At 45.3% G+C, this 17,660-nt stretch carries 17 protein-coding genes and 7 tRNA genes; 16 read left to right on the top strand and 8 right to left on the bottom strand.

Features of this window, described 5'->3' with window-relative positions:
* Positions 1–104: 104 nt before the first annotated feature.
* Positions 105–605: a zinc ribbon-containing protein gene (locus ACHA99_RS14170; protein WP_028761474.1), complete on the top strand. Its 501-nt coding sequence runs from the start codon at positions 105–107 to the stop codon at positions 603–605.
* A gap of 100 nt (positions 606–705) precedes the next feature.
* Here ACHA99_RS14170 and ACHA99_RS14165 read toward each other — a convergent pair whose 3' ends face one another.
* From ACHA99_RS14165 to miaB, 7 genes are all read right to left on the bottom strand, one after another.
* Complete coding sequence (locus tag ACHA99_RS14165; protein ID WP_393943372.1) at positions 706–1,365, bottom strand: class I SAM-dependent methyltransferase; 660 nt, start codon at positions 1,363–1,365, stop codon at positions 706–708.
* 187 nt (positions 1,366–1,552) lie between these two features.
* Positions 1,553–2,056: a Tfp pilus assembly protein FimT/FimU gene (locus tag ACHA99_RS14160; protein ID WP_393943370.1), complete on the bottom strand. Its 504-nt coding sequence runs from the start codon at positions 2,054–2,056 to the stop codon at positions 1,553–1,555.
* Between the two features lie 10 nt (positions 2,057–2,066).
* Positions 2,067–3,641, bottom strand: coding sequence for an apolipoprotein N-acyltransferase (gene lnt / locus ACHA99_RS14155; RefSeq protein ID WP_263256238.1), 1,575 nt, complete (start codon positions 3,639–3,641; stop codon positions 2,067–2,069).
* 6 nt (positions 3,642–3,647) lie between these two features.
* Entirely contained in the window at positions 3,648–4,523 is an 876-nt protein-coding gene (gene corC, locus ACHA99_RS14150) for a CNNM family magnesium/cobalt transport protein CorC (protein WP_006082742.1), read from the bottom strand.
* A gap of 40 nt (positions 4,524–4,563) precedes the next feature.
* On the bottom strand, positions 4,564–5,025 hold the full coding sequence (gene ybeY / locus ACHA99_RS14145) for an rRNA maturation RNase YbeY (RefSeq protein WP_105251690.1): 462 nt from the start codon (positions 5,023–5,025) through the stop codon (positions 4,564–4,566).
* Entirely contained in the window at positions 5,015–6,064 is a 1,050-nt protein-coding gene (locus ACHA99_RS14140; RefSeq protein WP_028761469.1) for a PhoH family protein, read from the bottom strand. Before ACHA99_RS14140 ends, ybeY begins: the two co-directional genes overlap by 11 nt.
* 207 nt (positions 6,065–6,271) lie before the next feature.
* The gene (miaB, locus tag ACHA99_RS14135) at positions 6,272–7,696 is read right to left on the bottom strand and encodes a tRNA (N6-isopentenyl adenosine(37)-C2)-methylthiotransferase MiaB (RefSeq protein ID WP_006082739.1); all 1,425 of its coding nucleotides are present in this window, start codon (positions 7,694–7,696) and stop codon (positions 6,272–6,274) included.
* Between the two features lie 376 nt (positions 7,697–8,072).
* On the opposite strand from miaB, the gene ACHA99_RS14130 reads away from it, so the two are divergent.
* From ACHA99_RS14130 to ACHA99_RS14085, 10 genes are all read left to right on the top strand, one after another.
* Complete coding sequence (locus ACHA99_RS14130; protein WP_393943366.1) at positions 8,073–9,335, top strand: FAD-dependent monooxygenase; 1,263 nt, start codon at positions 8,073–8,075, stop codon at positions 9,333–9,335.
* A 165-nt stretch (positions 9,336–9,500) separates the two neighbouring features.
* Positions 9,501–10,088 (top strand): aminoacyl-tRNA hydrolase, encoded by a 588-nt coding sequence (gene pth, locus ACHA99_RS14125; protein ID WP_028761467.1) that lies wholly within the window; start codon positions 9,501–9,503, stop codon positions 10,086–10,088.
* Between the two features lie 139 nt (positions 10,089–10,227).
* On the top strand, positions 10,228–11,319 hold the full coding sequence (ychF, locus tag ACHA99_RS14120; protein WP_219251197.1) for a redox-regulated ATPase YchF: 1,092 nt from the start codon (positions 10,228–10,230) through the stop codon (positions 11,317–11,319).
* A 208-nt stretch (positions 11,320–11,527) separates the two neighbouring features.
* Positions 11,528–11,604 (top strand) — tRNA-Met (locus ACHA99_RS14115).
* A 94-nt stretch (positions 11,605–11,698) separates the two neighbouring features.
* Positions 11,699–11,783, top strand: a tRNA-Leu gene (locus tag ACHA99_RS14110).
* Positions 11,784–11,842: 59 nt separating this feature from the next.
* Positions 11,843–11,917: transfer RNA gene (locus ACHA99_RS14105), tRNA-Gln, on the top strand.
* Between the two features lie 24 nt (positions 11,918–11,941).
* Positions 11,942–12,016: transfer RNA gene (locus tag ACHA99_RS14100), tRNA-Gln, on the top strand.
* A 2-nt stretch (positions 12,017–12,018) separates the two neighbouring features.
* Positions 12,019–12,095 (top strand) — tRNA-Met (locus tag ACHA99_RS14095).
* A gap of 75 nt (positions 12,096–12,170) precedes the next feature.
* A tRNA-Leu gene (locus ACHA99_RS14090) sits at positions 12,171–12,255 on the top strand.
* Positions 12,256–12,294: 39 nt separating this feature from the next.
* Positions 12,295–12,369 (top strand) — tRNA-Gln (locus tag ACHA99_RS14085).
* 206 nt (positions 12,370–12,575) lie between these two features.
* Here ACHA99_RS14085 and ACHA99_RS14080 read toward each other — a convergent pair.
* On the bottom strand, positions 12,576–13,352 hold the full coding sequence (locus ACHA99_RS14080) for a hypothetical protein (protein ID WP_263172667.1): 777 nt from the start codon (positions 13,350–13,352) through the stop codon (positions 12,576–12,578).
* 446 nt (positions 13,353–13,798) lie between these two features.
* Between ACHA99_RS14080 and ACHA99_RS14075 the strand changes: the two genes are divergently transcribed.
* The 5 genes from ACHA99_RS14075 to ACHA99_RS14055 all read left to right on the top strand — a co-directional run bounded on the left by ACHA99_RS14075 (position 13,799) and on the right by ACHA99_RS14055 (position 17,565).
* Positions 13,799–14,395 carry a PepSY-associated TM helix domain-containing protein gene (locus tag ACHA99_RS14075; RefSeq protein ID WP_263172665.1) on the top strand — a complete coding sequence of 199 codons (597 nt, stop codon included), beginning with the start codon at positions 13,799–13,801 and terminating at the stop codon, positions 14,393–14,395.
* A gap of 16 nt (positions 14,396–14,411) precedes the next feature.
* Positions 14,412–14,924, top strand: coding sequence for a DUF2271 domain-containing protein (locus ACHA99_RS14070; RefSeq protein WP_105251693.1), 513 nt, complete (start codon positions 14,412–14,414; stop codon positions 14,922–14,924).
* 55 nt (positions 14,925–14,979) lie between these two features.
* The gene (locus tag ACHA99_RS14065) at positions 14,980–15,798 is read left to right on the top strand and encodes a DUF4198 domain-containing protein (RefSeq protein WP_212599330.1); all 819 of its coding nucleotides are present in this window, start codon (positions 14,980–14,982) and stop codon (positions 15,796–15,798) included.
* Between the two features lie 298 nt (positions 15,799–16,096).
* Positions 16,097–16,573 (top strand): transcription elongation factor GreA, encoded by a 477-nt coding sequence (gene greA / locus ACHA99_RS14060; protein WP_028761461.1) that lies wholly within the window; start codon positions 16,097–16,099, stop codon positions 16,571–16,573.
* A gap of 398 nt (positions 16,574–16,971) precedes the next feature.
* Positions 16,972–17,565 carry a hypothetical protein gene (locus ACHA99_RS14055; RefSeq protein ID WP_393943501.1) on the top strand — a complete coding sequence of 198 codons (594 nt, stop codon included), beginning with the start codon at positions 16,972–16,974 and terminating at the stop codon, positions 17,563–17,565.
* The last annotated feature ends 95 nt before the right edge of the window (positions 17,566–17,660 follow it).

Below are 17,660 nucleotides of genomic sequence, written 5' to 3'. Positions count from 1 at the left end.
TGCCGCCTATTATTGGATCTAACGCCATATCAGCGCGAGTAAGATCTGCATAGAATAAACTAGAAGCGATGCATTAAAAAGGTTCGTATGAAGGAGTATTGGTTATGAATGATAGAAGTAACGCGTTACTAGGACTATATCAAGCCTTAATTACCGAAGTGAAATCTCAATTTGCAGAAGATAACACTATGACTGTAAAGAACTTATTTAATTCTGTCACTCAAGGTAAGGAGTATTTACGTCTTAAAGAACAGGCAGGGGAAGATGAACTCGCTTTAGTCGAACAATTCTTAAAGCGTGATATTACGAGTTTTCTCCGTGAGCAGAACGCGGATAGTTTGAGTCATAGCCCAACCGTGATTACTTTAGAGAATACGCTTTGGCATTGGCTCAGTGAAATCACCGACCGCAGCCAAGTAGAATGGCATGAGTTAACGCAAGATTTTAAGCACCAAGGCTACTACAAAAGTGGTGACATAGTGAATCAGGGCATCATGGTGTGCACTAACTGTGGCAATGAAATGAGTATTGAATTTCCAAGTCCCATCCCAGATTGTCCTGAATGTGACCATGAAGAATTTACCCGCGAGCCGCTAACGCCTTAATCAAGGTGATGATGTTATGCAGCTAAAACGACGCCTCAGCGTCGTTTTTTTTGAGTTCTATTAGACCTAAATTGCTCATATTTGCATTAATTAGGCTGTATCAACTGTTGGTACGAGAGTAGTTGAGGATTTGACCGCCAAAGGGCGCTAATAAAAATTCAGTGTGAATGGGTTTATGTTGTGTATGTTCGTAACCTAAGGTCACCATACGTTTACTGAATTTTGCATGATTACCACGGCCTGGATCGACTAAGACTACATCACAAATTGGTTTAGCATGCTGCTCAATAAATTGTGATAAGAGATCGGCATGTTCTTGTTCGTACAAGAGATCGCTGCCGATAATGAGATCAAATAAACCTAAATTAGTTTGTGCATCTGCCCACCCAGTTCGAACAAACGGAATCGCACGACCATGATTTAAATCGACATTCTGCTTAAGGAAATTCTCTGACTCGGGATGATAGTCGGTTGCTGTGATGTCGGCATGTCTGTGGTTTAGCACTAGACTTGCCAGCCCTATACCGCAGCCAACTTCAAGAATGCGTTTATTATCAATTTGATAATCGGCCATATGATGGGACAGCACTTGGCTAGACGGCCAAACTATGCCAAATAATGGCCAAGTTGCGGAGGAAATACCGAGCTTTTCAGCTTCGCCATCTATGTCTTCAAATTCTTGGTTATTTCTTAGGGTTCTGACATGAATGTCGAGATCCCCAAATTCGTGGGTTTGGTAGCGCACGCGAAGCTGTGCCATAGAGTTGCCTTGACTGTGTACCTTGGTTAAGGAACGAGGTAATGGTACCAATCATATTGGCTATGCAGACACAGTACTGTGATTGGTATAAGGCCACGTCTAATCGTTCACCTTAACGTGGAACGCGCAATCAGCCTAATGTATTCGCAGACAATTGCGGGATAACACAGGTTAACTGAGTGTCAGCCTAACAACCTTGGGTGTTGATATCATATTGCGGCGCAGTGTTGGCATCGCTGGCTTGGGTGTAGCGGAAATAGCATTGGTCATCATTCACTAAGGAATTGTTGTTAAGATCGTAGCCTATATAAGTGATATCAATGCCTTGATATTGAATGATAAGTTTATCATCTGAGGTGATCCATTTTTCCACATCAGTATTATCGAGGTAACCCCATTTTAATCGTGTATCTGGAGTGCCATCACCATTGAGGTCGATATCAATAATATCATCGCGCCCAGCTACCGCTTGGCTCAGTAGGCTAGGCATTTGGTTTTTTGAGTAAGCTAGCATATTGGCTGTTTTAACGCTGGCCTGTACTTGGCTTAAGGTTTGTACCCGCGCTTCTTTACTTAAACCGATAAATTTAGGCGCGGCGATCACAGCCAAGATCCCAAGCACAATAATCACAACGACAAGTTCAATTAAGGTAAAACCTGCCACATCTTGTTTATTGACTTGGTAATGCATAGCCTAAATCCTATTGCGCTTTAAAACGTCGGGCAAGACCAAGCAGAACGATTAAACCACAGAGTATCAGTAGGGGCATTTGGCCTAATTTTGCAAACCAAGTTTGCCCTGTGACTAATGGAATGGTTGCACTTAGCACACCTATTTCAAACTGTGGCAATGACGCTGTGATATTGCCATGCTCATCGACTATGGCTGTCACGCCATTGTTGGTTGCGCGTAATAGAGGTCGACCCAATTCAACCGCGCGCATTTGAGCGATCTCCATATGCTGTAATGGCCCATTTGAGCTACCAAACCATGCATCGTTAGAGACAGTTAATAGTATATCTGTCCCTTGATTAACGTTGTCGCGCAACTGTTCGGGAAAGGCTATTTCATAACAAATTGCTGGCGCGATTTTATGGCCTAGTGCGCTGAGATTAGGCTGTTGATATTCGCCTCGCGTAAAGGACGACATGGGCAAATTAAAGAAAGGTGCTATCGGGCGCAGCAGCGCTTCAAAGGGGACAAACTCGCCAATTGGCAACAGATGGTGTTTCTTAAATTGATTGCTACCATCGCCCTCATAGTCTGGGCCTGCTTGTTGTTTCTGATTATGATTACCAAGCACAATCAATGAATTATAGAACTCATTGTTTTGATGGCTAATAATGCCTGTGATAATTGAGGTATGGTTTAGATTGGCGACTTTATTGGCGTTATCTAAAAAGTCCTGCACCATAGATTCTGGCGCTGGAATTGCTGCTTCTGGCCAAATAATGATATCGGCATCCAGATGTTCGCGGGATAAATCCATGTATTTTAACAGCGTCGGCCACAGGGCATCGGGTTCCCACTTCATGCTTTGGGGAATATTGCCTTGTACCAGTGCCACTTTAACATTTTCACCCGTAGGATGAATCTCCCAAAGTTTAGGCGCAGCCCAAACGGCCAGGATACTGAGCGGCACTAAAAGCAGTAAACTCTTATAACGCTTAGTAAAACAAAGCGCTAATGCACCAGCGAGCATGGCCAATACAAAACTTATTCCCAGTGTGCCTATGATGCTGGCAAGGGGTTTTAGCGGCCCTTGAGTTTGCGAGTAACCCGCCCATAACCAAGGGAAGCCTGTCATTACCCAGCCACGAGCCCATTCGGTCAAGGTCCATAACGCGGGGAATAGGGCGAGATTACGCCAAAGACCAAATCGATTTTCACCATTATGGCTCAGCGTTTTAGTTAACCAAACCAGCGCTAAACCAGTTAGCGCTGGATACAAGGCTAAATACAAGGCTAACAAGGCCATTAACCCAACGGAGGCAATGAGCGGCATACCACCAAAGGTATCCATGCTCACGTGAACCCAGCTGATCCCTACGGAAAAACAGCCAAATCCAAAGCTTAACCAATAGTAAAAGCTTGCCTTAGCGCTCAGCGTTCGGCTGTGCCAGAGGGCAATAGCCATGGCAAACGGATAGATTATCCAAATGGAATAAGGCGCAAATGAAAGCGCCGTACTGGCGCCAAGGGCAAATGCCAGTACGAGTCTCACAGCACTAGGTTGGGACTGTTGTTGGGCAAAAGCCCGAATTTTTTTTAGCACGAGTGATTATTCTACGTCTTCGCCAGTATTAGGATCGGGGAGTTTAACTCTGAGTTGGATTAAACGCCTAGTGTCAGCATTGATGACTTTAAATTCTATGCCTTCAATGATGATGCTCTCGTTACGTTCTGGCAGATGGCCAAAGGCGTGTGAGACTAAGCCACCGACGGTATCAAACTCTTCATCGCTGAATTCAGTGTTGAATTCTTCGTTGAAATCTTCGATTGGCGTCAAAGCTTTAACCATATAAACCGTGTTACCGACTTTGCGGATCTCGGTTTCTTCAGTGCTATCGTGGTCGAATTCGTCTTCAATCTCGCCGACAATTTCTTCAAGAATATCTTCGATAGTCACAAGACCCGATACGCCGCCGTACTCATCAACCACAATCGCCATATGGTAGCGTTGAGAGCGGAATTCTTTTAGCAGAACATCGACGCGTTTGCTTTCGGGCACAACCACGGCGGGACGGATCACGCGATCCAGTGAGAAGGGCTCATCACTGTTGGAGAAACCGTAAGGGATCAAATCTTTGGCAAGCAATATGCCTTCGATATGGTCTTTATCTTCGTTAACGACGGGGAAGCGCGAGTGACCTGAACCAATCACAGTCGCAAGTAACTCTTCGACCGAGTTGTCTATCTGGAGGGCGACAATTTGAGCTCTTGGGATCATGATATCCCGAACACGCATATCAGAAACGTCTAATACACCTTTTATCATCTCGCGGGTGTCTTGGGTGATCAAATCGCGCTGCTCGGCACCATCAATCACATCAACTAGATCTTCGCGATTTTGAGGTTCGCCCTGAAATAGCTGACTTACTCTATCAAACCAACCTTTCTTGTGGGCGTTCGTACTAGGGGGGATATCGTCACTCATAGTTTTCTCATTAGCTTTTGATAGGGATTATCTTAGCTAATTATTGTTCCTTATATGGGTCAGTAAAACCTAAGCTTTCAATGAGTTGAGTCTCTAATGACTCCATCTCTTCGGCTTCTTCATCGTCGATGTGATCATACCCTAGCAGATGCAAGCAACCATGTACAACCATGTGTGCCCAGTGCGCTTCTAGTGGTTTTTGTTGTTCACGGGCTTCATTTTCAACGACTGCCGCGCAAATGACAAGATCTCCGAGTAAAGGAAGTTCAATTTCTGGTGGTGCTTCAAAGGGAAATGACAGTACATTGGTCGGTTTGTCTTTACCGCGATAGGTATTGTTGAGCATTTGGCTCTCGCGGCTATCGACGATACGTATGGTTAATTCAGCTTCATCCATGCTATTGCCAATTGCGGTAGTGACCCAAAGGGCGAATTGTTCGTCCGTTGGTAGCCACTCACTGGTGCTGGCATGTTGAATATCTAAGGCTAACTCAAGACTCATGTGTTGCGGCTTCCTGCTGTTGCTTTTGGTACTGGCTTTCTTTTTTGGCTTTTAAGGTTTGCTCTTTTAACTCGAAGGCTTCATAGGCTTCAACGATACGGGCAACCACAGGATGGCGCACTACATCTTGGGAGACAAAAAAGTTAAAGCTGATTTCTTCGACTTGGCTTAACACTTCAATCGCGTGACGTAGTCCTGACTTTTGATGTTTAGGTAAGTCGGTTTGAGTGATGTCGCCTGTGATCACCGCACGGGAATTGAAACCGATACGGGTAAGGAACATCTTCATCTGCTCGATTGTGGTGTTTTGGCTTTCATCGAGAATAATAAAGGCATCGTTCAAGGTACGACCGCGCATATAGGCAAGCGGCGCCACTTCAATCACGTTTTTCTCGATTAAGCGTTCCACTTTTTCAAAGCCAAGCATTTCGAATAACGCATCGTAGAGGGGGCGTAGATAGGGGTCGACCTTTTGACTTAAGTCACCGGGTAAGAAACCGAGTTTTTCACCCGCTTCCACTGCAGGGCGAGTCAGCAGAATGCGGCGCACTTCTTGGCGCTCTAACGCATCTACTGCCGCGGCTACGGCAAGGTAGGTTTTGCCCGTTCCTGCTGGACCAATACCGAAGGTAATATCGTGACGCGTAATATTGGCCACATACAAGCTTTGATTCGGATTGCGTGGCTTAATGACACCGCGGCGGGTTTTGATATTAATACCGCTGTCGTCGTTAGCGTCTGCTTGCTCTAGGGCAATGGCCGCTTGAATAGCGATATGGACTTGCTCAGGCTCAAGATCGGGCGTGCTGCCTTTAACCGTTTGGGTCTCGATGTAGAGTTCTTTTAGTAAGTTGTTGGCGCTTAAACAATTGCGTGGCAGTCCGGTGATCTGGAAATGATTGTTCTTACGGACGATTTCAACGCCAACGCGACGTTCTATCTGCTTGATATTGTCATCGAATGGACCGCACAGTGAAGCCAAACGGCGTGTTTCTGCGGGTTCGAGATACAGATTCATGGTAGTTAATTTACTGGACAAATAGCACTCCCAATAGCGAATAAGAAAGCAAGGTACGAGGTTGGTTAACCATCGCAAGATAATTTTAGTTTACGAGCCATAGCCGATAATTGCTAACGGAAAATAACAATTGCCTCGGTAGACTTAAACAAAAGTGGGTGAAAGCAAAAGGGCGACTAAGTCGCCCTTCTTTATATAGGTATTTTTTAAGTTAAGCCGATTTAGCGCTTATGGCTTAAATTGAGTCACACCCAGTTCATCATCTTGCTTGCGCTTGGCCAGAATTTCAGCCGGACGCAGGCTACGACGTAGATCCATTTCATCTTCGCCGCGGATAAAGACACCGCGCAGTGAGTTAGTGTAAACGTCGACAATTTCTACATCCACGAAAGTACCAATGTGTTTTGGTTGACCTTCGAAGTTCACCACTCGGTTGTTCTCAGTACGGCCGCGCAGTTCCATAGGATTTTTCACCGATGGTCCTTCAACCAGAATACGTTGCACTGTGCCCATCATGTGGCGGCTGTAGCGCATGGCTTGCTGGGTGATGCGGTCTTGCAGAATCGCCAGACGTTGTTTTTTCTCTTCCATATCGACGTTATCGGGTAAATCTGCCGCTGGCGTGCCCGGACGTGCGCTATAGATAAAGCTGAAGCTGTGGTCGAAACCTATGTCTTCAATCAACTTCATGGTATCGGCAAAGTCTTCTTTGGTTTCGCCAGGGAAGCCAATGATAAAGTCCGAGCTGATTTGAATCCCTTCACGGGCTTTACGCAGGCGGCGGATGATTGACTTATATTCAATCGCCATATGGCCGCGTTTCATCGCCGTGAGAATACGGTCAGAACCCGATTGCACTGGCAAGTGCAAGAAGCTTACAAGCTCAGGGGTATCTTCGTAAACGTCGATGATATCTTGTGTAAATTCAATCGGATGACTGGTCGTGAAGCGGATGCGGTCAATACCGTCGATGGCTGCCACGAAACGCAGTAATTCCGCAAAGGTACAGATAGCGCCATCGTGAGTTGCGCCGCGATAGGCATTCACGTTTTGGCCGAGCAAGTTTACTTCGCGCACACCTTGCTCCGCCAATTGGGCGATTTCAAGGATTATATCGTCCGATGGACGGCTGACTTCTTCGCCGCGAGTATAAGGTACAACGCAGAACGAGCAGTATTTGCTGCAACCTTCCATGATAGACACAAACGCGGTTGGGCCTTCGGCGCGTGGCTCTGGCAGACGGTCGAATTTTTCGATTTCAGGGAAGCTGATATCGATAACCGCTTTGTCGCCACGGCGCACTTGCTCGATCATCTCGGGCAGACGGTGCAAGGTTTGTGGTCCGAAAATAATGTCGACACATTGGGCTCTGTCTTTAATGGCTTTGCCTTCTTGTGAGGCAACGCAGCCGCCCACGCCAATAATCAAATTAGGATTTTTATCTTTAAGCGTCTTCCAGCGTCCTAGCTGATGGAACACTTTTTCTTGCGCTTTTTCGCGGATAGAACAAGTGTTGAGCAGGAGAATGTCTGCCTCAGACGCTTCTTCAGTCAAGGTATAACCTTGGTATTCGCCTAACAGATCAGCCATCTTGGATGAGTCATACTCATTCATTTGACAGCCCCAAGTCTTGATATGGAGTTTCTTACTCATCAGTTGTGTCGCCCTAAGATGACCAATAAAAATAGCGCGACATTTTACCTGCTGTTACGGCTGCTGACCAGCTTTGTCCACACTTTTAGCTGTTGGCTTTTGCCAAGGGCGATACCCTCACAAATGCTAGGTTTTATTGTTCGGCTGCATTTGGGCAAGATTAATATTGTTAACAGGCTGAGCTTTCGTTATTTCCAGCAAACTATTCGGGCTTGAATGCCTATGTCTTCACGGATTTCGAATCGAAATGCGCTCAACATTTCCGTGGTATCTTGATATAAGGCATAATCAAGCGGGTTTGTGAAAAGTCGCTTAGGCAGAAATACAGAAGGGCTTAAAGGTGCTAACTAAGGTCGTAACTAAGGTGGTAAGTAGGATGAGCCAGATTGAAGAGACACATGCACAGATGATATCCGACACCACAGATTCTAATGTGACTCATTCTGACGTCACTCATGCTGAAGGCACTGAGTTCGATGTCATTCTTGTCGGCGGCGGCATGGTTGGTGCGGCGACGGCAATTGGATTAGCTCAACAGGGTTTGCAAGTGGCGGTGATTGAATCCTTTGCGCCAGAGGCTTATCAAGCCGAACAGCCATTAGATGTGCGAGTCTCGGCCATCAGTGTTGCTTCTGAAACGCTGCTTGAACGTCTTGGCGCCTTGGACTCATTGCTTAAGATGCGTAATGTGCCTTATTTGGGCTTAGAAACTTGGGAGCTCGATGGCTGCATCACCCAATTCCACAGTTCGCAAATTGGTGCCAGCCATTTAGGTCATATAGTCGAAAACCGTTTAATCCAACTTGCCCTGTGGCAACAGATGACACAATTAGCTGGCATCACCTTATATTGTCCCGATAAAGTGGTGGCATTTGCCCGCGATAGCGACAGTGTGAGCGTGCACTTACAGTCAAATAGTAAACTGACCGCTAAGTTGTTGGTTGGCGCCGATGGTGCTCACTCGCAGGTACGTCAATGGGCGGGAATTGGCATTTCGGGTTGGGATTACGCTCAATCGGCCATGTTGATTAATATCAACACCGCACAGGGGCAACAGGATGTGACTTGGCAGCAGTTTACGCCCAAAGGACCGCGTTCATTATTACCTTTACCTGGCAATAACGCTTCGCTGGTGTGGTACGACGATGCCAATCGAATTAAGCAGTTAATGCAGCTTAATAATAAACAGCTTGCAGATCAGATAAGAGTGCATTTCCCAGCGCGTTTGGACGCTGATTTTACCGTTGAGAATAAAGGCAGTTTTGGCCTCACTCGTCGGCATGCCCAGCGCTACTATAGTCAGAACGTGGTGATTTTAGGCGATGCCGCCCACACCATTAATCCCCTCGCTGGCCAAGGGGTGAACCTTGGGTTTAAGGATGTCGAAGCGTTTTTGGCGGTCATCAAGGATGCATTAGCCCAAGATAATATCTGGTGGTCGAATGAGGTGCTTGCCCAATATCAGCGCAAACGTTATCGCGATAATCAATTGATGATGACGGCGATGGATTTGTTTTACGCCGGTTTTAGCAACGATTTTCTGCCGCTAAAGCTGCTGCGTAATGGCGCGTTAAAGTTGGCAAACATCAATTCTCCGCTCAAAAAGACTGTCCTTAAATATGCTATGGGGCTTAATTAACGCTTTGTTGTTCTGTGTTCTGACCTTATGTTCTGCTCCTGTCCGATGACGTGGCATTTGTTGACTTGGGGTTTGAGTGCTAAAATGCCGCGTTTTTAGCTGGTATGGTCAGTTCAGTCGGCGCTTTGCGCGGCTGTCATCGACGAAATAACGATATTGAGTGTCATGAGCGAAATAAAATTAATAGTTGGTCTGGCTAATCCAGGTGCTGAATATGCACACACTCGCCATAATGCGGGGGCTTGGTACGTTCTTGAGTTAGCGAGAATTTGCGGCGTGACTTTAGTGGCCGACAGTAAGTATTTTGGCTTGACTGCCAGAGCCGTATTGCACGGTAAAGATGTCCGCTTATTGATCCCAACGACTTATATGAATTTAAGCGGTAAAGCGGTTGGCGCTTTGGCGAATTTTTTTCGTATCACGCCGGAAGAGATTCTGGTCGCTCACGATGAACTCGATCTGCCGCCCGGTGTGGCTAAGTTTAAGCTCGGTGGCGGTCATGGCGGCCACAATGGTCTGAAAGATATTATTGCTAAACTGGCTAACGATAAAAACTTCTACCGTTTACGCTTAGGTATCGGTCATCCCGGTGATAAAAATCAAGTGAGTGGTTACGTACTGGGAAAAGCACCTGCTAAAGAGCAAGAACTTATCGAGGCGGCGATAGATGAAGCCGTGCGTTCTACCGAAATTTTGTTTAAACAAGACATGGTGAAAGCCATGAACAGATTACACTCCTTTAAAGCGGAGTAGGTTTTGCCTTTGGCGAGACTCAAGTGTTAAGTGATTCAAGTGATTTAATTATTCAGTAATGTGCTGCCATAGGGCAGGACGACTAAACCTCGCTGATGAGTGTGACTTGTCAGCCAATAATTGAGAGAAAGGTAAGCATATGGGTTTTAAATGCGGCATTGTTGGTCTTCCTAACGTAGGTAAATCAACGCTTTTTAATGCGTTAACTAAGGCTGGCATCGAAGCGGCTAACTTCCCGTTTTGTACCATTGAACCTAACACTGGTGTTGTACCTGTGCCGGATCCACGTCTGGATGCGTTAGCTGCGATTGTGAATCCACAACGTGTGTTACCTACTACCATGGAATTCGTGGATATCGCAGGTCTCGTAGCCGGCGCATCTAAAGGCGAAGGCTTAGGTAACAAGTTCTTAGCTAACATCCGTGAAACCGATGCCATTGGTCACGTAGTACGTTGTTTTGATGATGACAACATTGTTCACGTTGCTAACAAGGTTGACCCTGCTGGCGATATCGAAGTCATCAACACTGAATTAGCGTTAGCTGACTTAGACAGTTTAGAGCGTGCGGTTCAGCGTCAGCAGAAACGTGCTAAAGGTGGCGATAAAGACGCTAAGTTTGAAGTGGAAGTATTAGAAAAAATGCGCCCCATTTTAGACGAAGCTAAAATGTTGCGTTCTATGGATTTATCGAAAGAAGAGCTGGAAGCGGTGGCTTACCTGAACTTCTTAACCTTAAAGCCGACCATGTATATTGCTAACGTTGCGGAAGATGGTTTTGAAAATAACCCGCACTTAGATGCCGTTCGCACCATTGCTGCCACTGAAAACGCTATCGTTGTTGCCGTATGTGCGGCGATTGAATCTGAACTGGCCGAGATGGAAATCGAGGAGCGCGATGAGTTTATGGCGGATCTGGGTATCGAAGAACCAGGTTTAGATCGTGTGATCCGCGCAGGTTATGAATTACTGAATCTGCAAACCTATTTCACCGCAGGCGTGAAAGAAGTGCGTGCTTGGACTGTGCCAGTGGGGGCGAGTGCTCCGCAAGCGGCAGGCGTTATCCATACCGATTTTGAACGCGGTTTTATCCGTGCCCAAGTGATGGCATTTGACGACTTTATTGCCCACAAAGGTGAAGCTGGCGCGAAAGAAGCCGGTAAGTTACGCGTGGAAGGTAAAACCTATATTGTTAAAGATGGCGATGTGATGCATTTCCTGTTTAACGTATAACAAAGCTTATTCACGCTGTAAGTCTCGATAAATTAAGCTAAGTATGAGCAACAAGGTGTTATTTAGCACATCTGTTGCTCAGTTTGGTGAAGTAATAGCCGAACAGCTTAACCTAAGGGAAATAGCGAAAAAAAGCTGTTGACCTAGATACCTCGAATAAGCATAATACGCCCCGTTCCTCGCTGAGAGGGGCGCGTAATATCGATGTGGCAATGTAGCTCAGCTGGTTAGAGCACAGCACTCATAATGCTGGGGTCGCAGGTTCAAGTCCCGCCATTGCTACCATTTTATTTAAGATAAATTTCTTATATAAAATGAATCACGATTTTACTCTAGCATTGATTGCTAGCATCTCTTCACGATGTAAACATGAAACTGTGCGGGAATGGTGAAATTGGTAGACACGCCAGATTTAGGTTCTGGTGCCGCAAGGTGTGAGAGTTCAAGTCTCTCTTCCCGTACCATTTTTAGATATATGAATTTAGAAACATCGGCGATAGCGGATGTTTGAAACAGAGTTAGTTGGGGTATCGCCAAGTGGTAAGGCACCGGGTTTTGATCTCGGCATTCCAAGGTTCGAATCCTTGTACCCCAGCCATTTTTTCTCAGTTTCCAAGTTGATTGGGGTATCGCCAAGTGGTAAGGCACCGGGTTTTGATCTCGGCATTCCAAGGTTCGAATCCTTGTACCCCAGCCATTGGCAATGTAGCTCAGCTGGTTAGAGCACAGCACTCATAATGCTGGGGTCGCAGGTTCAAGTCCCGCCATTGCTACCATATTTAACTCTGTTAAAGTGATTTTTCAGAGAAAAATCCAAAACTGTTGAATAGACAATTTTGGTACATTTTGATGCGGGAATGGTGAAATTGGTAGACACGCCAGATTTAGGTTCTGGTGCCGCGAGGTGTGAGAGTTCAAGTCTCTCTTCCCGTACCATCAAAATGCAATCTTCTATAGAAGATTAAACAAGTTTATTGGGGTATCGCCAAGTGGTAAGGCACCGGGTTTTGATCTCGGCATCCCAAGGTTCGAATCCTTGTACCCCAGCCAAAAAGTTAAAAAGCCTGTCTTCGGACAGGCTTTTTGCTTTCTGACTTTTAACTATTTTCAGCTTAGCGTTATTTTGCTTTCAGTTTCCCTTCAATTAGCCCGTCCAGCCTTTCCCTTGTCTCTATAATTCCCGTTGGTTGTGGCAATTCAGCTATTTTCAAAGTTAATCCACAGTGCCATTTGAGCTGACACTGTGGTGATCCGTTTTATTGCTTTTTGATTTCAGGAGCAACGGGTGGCGATTTTATTTCTGCTGGAGCTGCTGGAGCTGCTGGAGCTGCTGGAGCTGCTGGAACCACTGGAACGGCGACTTTTGCAGCTGCTTCAGTGATATTGATTGGCATTGCAGCATTCTTAATGACGGCATTCTCTGTGACCGCACTATCAATAACGGCACCTTGAGCCGCTTTAACATCACCTGTTGCAACGGCTTTGACTGCATCAGGTATTGCTAACTGTTGCTGTACTTGATTTGCCCCCGCTTCTAAGGCTTTTTGTTGTAACTTCTGTGGATCGGTATAGTCGGCTAATTCCTTCGGCCAACTTGGGACCCGTTTTTCTGCCTGATTACTGAATTGTTCAGAAATCACTAAGGGTGCACCGCCTTTCATCAGCATGACTGCCATTTGGTTGGTGTCTGAGTTCCAAACAAGACCCGCTTTTTCGGCCATTTCGGGGACCGGGGTGTAAGTTGACACTAAGTAGATGAGTGGACCTTCCTGTTGGATCTTGTCGGCCGTTTTGAGCAGGGACAGGGTCGTATCGTAATTTTTACCCAGCAATTCCTGCATACGGTTTTTGATGAGCGGTTGTTCAAATAATCCGACATCGTTCGGATCTAAACCGACAAGGGGTTTAAGCAGGGCCCACATGAGCTGGCCTTGAGGTGACATTAATAATAGTGGTGCAACACAGGCGTTGAGCATTAATGCGAGCCACACAATATGCAGGCAGCGCATTTTTTTGAGCAGAGATGTACTCAAGATGATATTTCCTTGGAAGTACCAGCAAGTCGCCGGCGGCGGATTGTAGCTGATTGGCGTAAGGTAAACGAGAGGGTGGTAAAGTAAATTTTAAGCAAAAAAATTAGCCCACATGTTGGATTTTATCCTTCTGAATTTTAAAGGTATTTACAGGTGATACAATAAATTATTTGCTGCTAATTTAATCGAAGGTAATGGTTTTTGAGTGCTAAAAACAGATTTACCCCTAAGTGCTTTATTTTTAGCACTTATTTTTCTTCTTACTTTTTAACTTCTTTTTCAGTATTGAATATGTAAAGTTTGTAAACTTTGTTCTGTTTGATAATCGATCTCATTTAATCTCGGCGCATTAAATTAGTTTAATGCAGCTCATTTCTATCTTTAGCTGCATAGGGAAAGCAGACTCTGGAGGTATTTCTCTTCGGTTTGTTTTTGAGAGTGCATCATTGAAATTAAGAGTCAGTAAGTCGTCTTTGTCCTTTGCCCGCATTATTCATGTTTATGTGTCTATGGCTTTATTGTTGCTGATGCTGTTTTTTGCGGTGACAGGTATAACGTTAAATCATCCTAATTGGTTTTCTCAAACTGATCAGGAACCTAAGCGGGAACAAGTGCCAATCCCTGCCTATTTGTTACCCGTTAATGCCCAAGACTCACAATGGCGTCTGGCTGCGGGTCATTGGTTGAAAAGTGAATGGGCTATGGATATGGCGAGTGCCGATATCGATGAAGATGAAATTAGTTTAGTCAGCAAAGGACCTGGTACTTATCGGAGTCTGACATTGGACTTACTCGACGGCCAAGCCTATGTCGAAACCTTAGATTACGGTGTCGTTGCCGTAGTGAATGATTTACATAAGGGCCGTAACACAGGCACAGCTTGGGCTTGGATACTCGATCTCAGCGCTGTGCTTATCATTTTATTTTCGCTCACTGGGGCTTATTTGTTGCTGCCTCAAACCAAGCGCCTCAAAAAGTCATTGTTATACATGGTACTCGTCAGCAGCAGTTGCGGGCTTGTGTATGTTTATTTTGTTCCATAAGGAGTGTAGGCCGAGTATGCGTCATCTTATTCGCACCATTGCGGTGAGTGCTTTGTTTGTCAGTTCTGTGGCGTTTGCGACGCCTAAAATGACAGTCGATTTAACCTTGCCTGAAATTACCGAAGGGCAATATCACAGACCTTATGTGGCCGTATGGGTTGAGGATGCCAAGGGGCAAACGGTTAAAACCTTAAGCCTTTGGGTATGGGATGAAGGCCATAAATGGTTGAAAGATATCCGTCGTTGGTGGCGTAAAGCCGGACGCGAAGATATGAGCTTTGTTGACGGTATTGCATCTGCGACACGTCCCGCGGGTCATTACAAAATCGATTGGGATTTAAAAGATGAGGCGGGAAAAGTGCTTGAACCTGCCACTTACACTGTATTTATTGAAGTGGTGCGTGAACACGGTGGTCGCGATCTTGTACGACAAAATATCGATTTAGCTGCAGGAGATTTCTCTGTGCAGTTGCCCGCCACGACAGAAACTGGCGTTATCGACATACGCTTAAGCGGCATGGCTCGTTGAGTCAATCCATTAAATATTTAGCCCGTATATTAATCGTTAAACTTAAGGAAAAGGCATGAAATTACGTCTTATTACATTACTTGGCACACTTTGTATTAGCCCATTGGCAAGTAGCCACGACAGATGGATTTTACCTAGCCACTTCAACGTTTCGGCTGAAAGTGAAGAAATTGTGTGGATTACTTCAGATGTGTCTGCCAGCAATCAAGTGTTTATGATGGATAAACCTTTTAGTGCCAGTGATGTGCGTGTGTTACAGCCAAATGGAAAACCAACGTCTCCAAGCTCAAGTTACACGGGCGGACGTAAGTCGGTGTTTGATGTGCAACTGATGCAAGATGGCACTTATAAGTTTGAAAAAGAAGTTTCACCTCGTTATTTTTCTCAGTATAAAGTTAAAGGAAAAGAAGGGGTTGTACGCAGCCGTATGGATAAAAAAGCCACAACTGCTGCTATGCCAAAGGGAGCCTATGAACTTGAAAGTTCTTTAAATGTGTCGCGGGTTGAAACCTATGTCACACGTAATAAGCCAACTGAGGAAGTGTTAAAGCCTAAGGGGGAATATTTAGAACTAGTGCCTGTGACTCATCCTGCAGATATTGTTGAGAACGAAGCTGCTACCCTGCAATTTGTTTTCGATGGTAAGCCCGTTGAAGGCGTTAAAGTCGCCATTATGAAAGACGGTAGCTTATATCGTAACAAACCAGAGGAAATCGAATTTACCTCAGATAAAGACGGTAAAGTTTCAATGATCTTACCTTCAGCAGGACGTTATCTCTTACATGCGGCAATTGAGCGCCCTAATGCAGATAAATCCCTTGCTGATAAAACGGTTAGTGAAATCTTTTTGACCTTTGAGGCTGGGCTTGAATAAATGAGTTAACCTTTATTTGAGGTTTTTGCTTTGAGTCTTAATGCCCACGGTCTAAATGGCGAGTGGGCATTTTTGTATTCATTTCGTACTAAAACGTGTGCGAAATTTCCTTAGGTATACAGATTTGAATTTGATTACTGGTAACTCTGCTTAAGGTTGGGTAAGCTGCGTCAATGTATTGTTCTTGGTGCATCAAAAGCGCATAACGATTAGAATAGCGCAATTCCACCCTCATTTGACTGTGTTGACCTTAGCGTTGGCACGGGTTGCTTTTGTTTTAAAGGAGACGAAAGAAGTTATGACTAAGGTTCCTATGACAGTTGTCGGTGCAGAGCAGCTGCGTAAAGAGTTAGATATTCTCAAGTTTGACCGTCGCCCTAAAATCACTGAAGCAATTGCTTCAGCGAGAGAGTTAGGCGACTTGAAAGAAAACGCGGAATACCATGCGGCTCGTGAGGAACAAGGTATTTGTGAAGCACGTATCCGTGATATTGAGGGTAAGTTATCTAACGCGCAAATTATCGACGTCACTAAGATGGTGAATAACGGTCGTATCATTTTTGGCGCCACTGTGACTATTTTAAATCTCGATACCGATGTTGAAGTGACTTATCGCATAGTCGGCGATGACGAAGCGAATATTAAAGAAAACCTGATTTCAGTGAATTCACCAATAGCCCGCGGTTTAGTCGGCAAAAATGAAGGTGATGAAGTGTCTATTACTACGCCAGGTGGTATGACAGATTACGAAATCATCTCAGTACAGTATTTATAATCTGCTTATAATACTTTGCTTGTAGTGTTGTGAGCGTGACTCATGCGATATCGCTAAAACCGTCCTAGGGCGGTTTTTTGTTATCTGCGAATTAAGTTTGTTTACGGCTTGAGTTTAGGGCTCGAATTTAGGGCTTTAGCCAAGGATATCGATCGCGCTTCAGCGTTGAATTCGGGTTAAGATGGACAAAGTTTAATTTGTCTCTTTGTAGGTTTTTACCTAAGCTGCCATCCTAGCAAAATCAACATTGGCGAAATGTGTATGTTGTTTTTTTGCGCGAGTTTCACTTTATGGACCCACAGTTAAGCATCAAAAGCGAACAGTGAATAGGTTCATCTTTAGTTTGATAACGTTCTATAAGAGGGCACGCTTTGGTCAAACATTGGCGTACAGGATTGATGTTAGTTTGCGTGGCGATCATGTTGATTGCGCACTCGGCTAGCTATGCGCCAAAACCCTCAGTACAGCGCAGTGATGCAACTCGCCATTATGCTCAGATGCATACTGTGAGTCTTGATAGCTCTACCCCCCATGCAAAGCTAAGCGCTGAGTCTCAAAGTTTGCCCGATGCCGATGTTATCGCCCAAGACAATGCACAGCTCAATGCCCAATTTAATGCACAGTCTGATGCGCAAACCGTTGAGAGCTGCGGCTCACCGAATAGTCATGATACCGATCTAGTCAGTGCAGACTCAGAATCACAGCCAGCACCTTGTCCGAGTTCTGGCTATGTGAGTCATTCAGATGACTTAGATTTTGCCCCGATAAATTCGCCGCGTTTTATCAGTCTTGCCCAGCACGATGTGCGTGAGGTCAAGCCAGTATATGTACTCGCTGTAGACTTTACTGCCGAACCGACATCCAATGTCGTTGAACCCACCGATCTTGATATCACATCAGATTGGACGCTTTCTGCTGTTTCTTCCCCCGCCCGAATTTCGGGTTGGAAAGTCTCAAATCTTCAATATCGATTTAGCCAACAAGCCGCTTAGCTCGCCTATTTAGGCATGACGTTGATAGGAGCCTACTCTTATCGATTTTTCATGCTGTTGCCTTTTTGTACTCACCGAAACTTTTTATAGCTGCT

Origin of the sequence: Shewanella sp. S23-S33 (assembly GCF_043359565.1) — a bacterium.
Classification (GTDB): domain Bacteria; phylum Pseudomonadota; class Gammaproteobacteria; order Enterobacterales; family Shewanellaceae; genus Shewanella; species Shewanella oncorhynchi.
Note: the sequence above shows the minus strand (reverse complement) of the source record. Positions and strands in the feature narration are given on the sequence as shown.

Bases quoted from the DNA above. Each gene is read 5' to 3' on its own strand.
- greA (WP_028761461.1), top strand. From the start codon at position 16,097: ATGACTAAGGTTCCTATGACAGTTGTCGGTGCAGAGCAGCTGCGTAAA.
- ACHA99_RS14170 (WP_028761474.1), top strand. From the start codon at position 105: ATGAATGATAGAAGTAACGCGTTACTAGGACTATATCAAGCCTTAATT.
- ACHA99_RS14130 (WP_393943366.1), top strand. From the start codon at position 8,073: ATGAGCCAGATTGAAGAGACACATGCACAGATGATATCCGACACCACA.
- miaB (WP_006082739.1), bottom strand. From the start codon at position 7,696: ATGAGTAAGAAACTCCATATCAAGACTTGGGGCTGTCAAATGAATGAG.
- ybeY (WP_105251690.1), bottom strand. From the start codon at position 5,025: ATGAGTCTTGAGTTAGCCTTAGATATTCAACATGCCAGCACCAGTGAG.
- ACHA99_RS14070 (WP_105251693.1), top strand. From the start codon at position 14,412: ATGCGTCATCTTATTCGCACCATTGCGGTGAGTGCTTTGTTTGTCAGT.
- ychF (WP_219251197.1), top strand. From the start codon at position 10,228: ATGGGTTTTAAATGCGGCATTGTTGGTCTTCCTAACGTAGGTAAATCA.
- ACHA99_RS14065 (WP_212599330.1), top strand. From the start codon at position 14,980: ATGAAATTACGTCTTATTACATTACTTGGCACACTTTGTATTAGCCCA.
- ACHA99_RS14055 (WP_393943501.1), top strand. From the start codon at position 16,972: ATGTTAGTTTGCGTGGCGATCATGTTGATTGCGCACTCGGCTAGCTAT.
- pth (WP_028761467.1), top strand. From the start codon at position 9,501: ATGAGCGAAATAAAATTAATAGTTGGTCTGGCTAATCCAGGTGCTGAA.
- ACHA99_RS14165 (WP_393943372.1), bottom strand. From the start codon at position 1,365: ATGGCACAGCTTCGCGTGCGCTACCAAACCCACGAATTTGGGGATCTC.
- corC (WP_006082742.1), bottom strand. From the start codon at position 4,523: ATGAGTGACGATATCCCCCCTAGTACGAACGCCCACAAGAAAGGTTGG.
- ACHA99_RS14160 (WP_393943370.1), bottom strand. From the start codon at position 2,056: ATGCATTACCAAGTCAATAAACAAGATGTGGCAGGTTTTACCTTAATT.